General features: G+C 68.7%; 2 protein-coding genes and 1 pseudogene. 2 read left to right on the top strand and 1 reads right to left on the bottom strand.

Going from position 1 to position 3,366, the window contains the following annotated elements; genetic code table 11:
* Positions 1-450 (bottom strand): annotated as a pseudogene (gene gudD / locus ACYP5B_RS17625) (glucarate dehydratase); the annotation flags it as partial.
* Positions 451-677: 227 nt separating this feature from the next.
* Between gudD and ACYP5B_RS17620 the strand changes: the two are divergent.
* Both ACYP5B_RS17620 and ACYP5B_RS17615 read left to right on the top strand, forming a co-directional pair.
* Positions 678-1,424, top strand: coding sequence for a FadR/GntR family transcriptional regulator (locus ACYP5B_RS17620; RefSeq protein WP_400093859.1), 747 nt, complete (start codon positions 678-680; stop codon positions 1,422-1,424).
* 211 nt (positions 1,425-1,635) lie between these two features.
* Positions 1,636-3,213, top strand: a complete 1,578-nt coding sequence (locus tag ACYP5B_RS17615; RefSeq protein WP_459570533.1) for an aldehyde dehydrogenase (NADP(+)) — start codon at positions 1,636-1,638, stop codon at positions 3,211-3,213.
* Positions 3,214-3,366: the final 153 nt, after the last annotated feature.

Raw genomic sequence — 3,366 nt, 5'->3', positions numbered from 1 at the left:
ATCGCGCTGCTGGCCTTCGCCCAGCAGCGCGGCCACCGGCACGCCCAGATGCTTGCCCAGCAGGTCGAGCAGCGCCGCCTCGAGCGCAGTGACCGCGTGAATGGCGATGCGCAGGTCGAAGGTCTGCAGGCCGCGGCCACCCGCGTCGCGGCTGGCAAAGGCGGTGCGCACGCGATTGAGCAGCGCCTGGTGGTTCCCGATCGACTGGCCGACGAGGAGTTCGCGCGCGTCGTCCAGCGTCTGGCGGATGGCTTCGCCGCCCGGCACCTCGCCAACGCCGGTATTGCCCGCGCTGTCTTTCAGGATGACGATATTGCGGGTGAAGAATGGACCGTGCGCGCCGGACAGGTTCATCAACATGCTGTCGTGGCCGGCCACCGGCACTACGGTCAGCTCGGTGATCACGGGGGTGCCTGCCACGGGCGCGGCGGAAAGGGACGATTGGGCCATGTTGAACTCCAGCGGGAAGAGCGGCTCGCCGCGTTGGCTGCCGGCCCTTGCAGTTGTCTCGGTTTGGATGCGCCGGCTGCTGCCGGATCCTGGTGTGCGGTGCTTCCCAGTTCCCGATGCGGCTGCTATAGCCCATGTAGCGGGAGACACCTGTTATCGGTCGTCATATGACTTACGACGCAGTATAATGAGGCCATTGCGATCCGGTCAAGCCCCAGCCCATCACCATGTCAAACCCGATGTTTGCCTCCACCCCCCCGCTGCGGCGCCGCGGCCGCACGCTTGCCGAAGAGGCGGTGAGCAACCTGAGCGAGCGCATCCAGCAAGGCCAGCTCAAGCCGGGCGACAAGCTGCCGACCGAGTCCGAGATCATGGCCGCGCTCGGCGTCAGCCGCACCGTGGTGCGCGAAGCGCTGTCGCGGCTGCAGGCCAGCGGCCTGGTGGAAACCCGCCACGGCATCGGCACCTTCGTGCTGGCGCGCAGCGCCGAGAACGGCTCGCCGTTTCGCATCGATCCCGCCACCATGGGCACTGCCATGGACGTGCTGGCCATGCTGGAATTCCGCGTCAGCCTGGAAGCCGAGGCGGCCAGCCTGGCAGCATCGCGGCGCAGCGACGAGCAACTGACGGCAATGCGCGGCGCGCTCGATGAGCTCAAGCGCACGGCGGCGGGCGGAGACGATTCCGTCGGTGCCGATTTCGAGTTCCACCTGCTCATCGCGCGCGCCACCGGCAACCGCTACTTCACGGACATCATGGGCCACCTCGGCACCATGGTGATCCCGCGCAGCCGGCTGCATGTCAGCGCCCAGGAGCGGGAGCAGTACCTCGAGCGCGTCAATATCGAGCACGAGAATATCTTTGACGCCATCGAGCGGCGTGACCCCGAAGGCGCCAAGGCTGCCATGCGCATGCACCTGACCAACAGCCGCGAGCGGCTGCGCAAGGCGTCGGCGGCTGTGGAAGCCGGCTAGGGCCGGGCTCCCGCATCATCCCGGCGGAGTCCGGGATTTCTTGCTTGCCCGACAAGCGCCTCATGTTGTAGGATGTCTTACAATAATGCACAGCGAGGCCATATCCCCATTCATGCGTCCCGCGTGTTCGCCCGAGGCCACATCAGCGCCGCCTCAAGCGCAAGCTACGGCGCGCTCCCACTTGATCGCAGTTGAAAAGCAGGAAACGCTCATGACCATTACCGGCGAAATGCTGATCGGCGCCAGCGCTGTGCGCGGCACCACCAAGATCCTCCATGCCACCAACCCGGCCACGGGTGAAGTCCTGGCACCGGAATTCCATGGCGGCGGCGCCGCCGAGGCCGAGCGTGCCTGCGCGCTGGCCGAAGCCGCATTCGACACCTACCGCAACACCTCGCCGGAAACCCGCGCCAGATTCCTGGAGTCGATCGCCAGCGGCCTGGAGGCCCTGGGCGATACGCTGATCGAGCGCGCCCACGCCGAGAGCGCATTGCCCATCGCGCGCCTGCAGGGCGAGCGCGCCCGCACCGCCGGCCAGCTGCGCCTGTTCGCCAGCGTGCTGCGCGATGGCCGCTGGCAATCCGCCACGCTCGACTCGGCCCTGCCGGAACGCACGCCACCGCGCCCCGACCTGCGCCTGCAGAAGATCGCGGTTGGCCCGGTGGCGGTGTTCGGCGCCAGCAATTTCCCGCTCGCGTTCTCCGTGGCGGGCGGCGATACCGCGTCCGCGCTGGCGGCCGGTTGCCCGGTCGTCGTCAAGGCGCACTCGGCCCACCTCGGCACCTCCGAGCTGGTCGGGCGCGTGATCCAGAAGGCCGTGGCCGACGCAGGCCTGCCCGAAGGCGTGTTCTCGCTGCTGGTAGGCGCGGGCGTTGCCGTGGGCACGTCCCTGGTCGCGCATCCGTCGATCCAGGCAGTAGGCTTCACGGGCTCGCGCAGCGGCGGCCTGGCGCTGGTGCAGACGGCCAACAGCCGACCCCAGCCGATCCCCGTCTATGCGGAAATGAGCAGTATCAACCCGGTGTTCCTGCTGCCGGCAGCCCTGGCTGCCCGCGGCGCGCAGATCGCGCGCAACCTGGTGGATTCGCTGGTGATGGGCGTGGGCCAGTTCTGCACCAACCCCGGCCTGCTGCTGGCGGTGGAGAGCCCGGCGCTGGACGTGTTCCGCCAGGGCGCGATTGCCGCGTTGGCGGAGAAAGCCGCCGCCACCATGCTGACGCCCGGCATCAGCCAGGCCTATGACAACGGTGTGGCCCAGCTCAGCGATATCGAAGGGCTGCGCCGCATCGGCAGCGGCCAGGCCGCCAGCGGCCCCAACCAGGCCCGCCCCGCGCTGTTCGAAACCACGGCGGAGCGCATTCTTGCGGACCACCGCATGGAAGCCGAAGTGTTTGGCCCGTCCTCTGTGCTGGTCGTCTGCCGCGATCACGCGGAAATGCTGGCGGTTGCGCGCCGCCTGGAAGGCCAGCTCACCGCCACCGTGCAAGCGGATGCGGCGGACCGTGCCGAAGCCGGCAGCCTGCTGACCGTGCTCGAGCGCAAGGCCGGGCGCGTGCTGTTCAACGGCTATCCGACGGGCGTGGAAGTGTCGTACGCGATGGTGCACGGCGGCCCGTTCCCCGCCACGTCCGACACGCGCGCCACCTCGGTGGGCGCATCCGCCATCGAGCGCTTCCTGCGCCCGGTGTGCTACCAGAACGTGCCGGCGGAACTGCTGCCGCCCGCGCTGCAGGATGGCAACCCGCTGAACGTGTGGCGCCTCACCGACGGGCAGCTGGCCCGCGGCTGAGTTCGCATACGCCGCGATAAAAAAGCCGGAAATTCCGGCCCCAGACTGCTGACAAAGCCGGCTCTGCGTTGTCGTGCTCCCCTCTCCCGCGCGCGGGAGAGCAACCGTGTCGAGTGGGGGCGGGGGAGAGGGCGGTCTTGGATGTGGCGTGCA

It is taken from the genome of Cupriavidus sp. 8B, from assembly GCF_054589115.1.
Note: the sequence above shows the minus strand (reverse complement) of the source record. Positions and strands in the feature narration are given on the sequence as shown.